The sequence below is a fragment of the Priestia sp. SIMBA_032 genome, from assembly GCF_046535215.1.
GTDB lineage: Bacteria > Bacillota > Bacilli > Bacillales > Bacillaceae_H > Priestia > Priestia aryabhattai.
Window position 1 is genome coordinate 1 of sequence record NZ_JAWRXD010000834.1, and the last position, 264, is coordinate 264.

General features: G+C 58.7%; 1 protein-coding gene. It reads left to right on the top strand.

Going from position 1 to position 264, the window contains the following annotated elements; genetic code table 11:
- Window positions 1-264: SDR family NAD(P)-dependent oxidoreductase (locus SB717_RS36680; RefSeq protein WP_410907985.1), on the top strand; the 264-nt coding region annotated here is incomplete at both ends.

Consider the following 264-nt stretch of genomic DNA (forward strand, 5'->3'; position numbering starts at 1 on the left):
GACGTACGTACGCAACTTGAAGTTAATCTGATATCGCCGCTCCGCGTCATCCAGGCTTTTGCGCCATTGCTGGGAACAGACAAGGCGCGGCGAGGCGGACCGGGTCGCATCGTGAACATCAGTTCCGTTGGCGGGAAGATGGCGTTCCCATATTTGGGTGCCTATGCAGCATCGAAGCACGGGCTGGAAGGCCTGTCAGAGTCGCTCCGACGCGAGCTGCTGCTGTACGGCATCGACGTGATAGTCATCGAGCCCGGATATGTC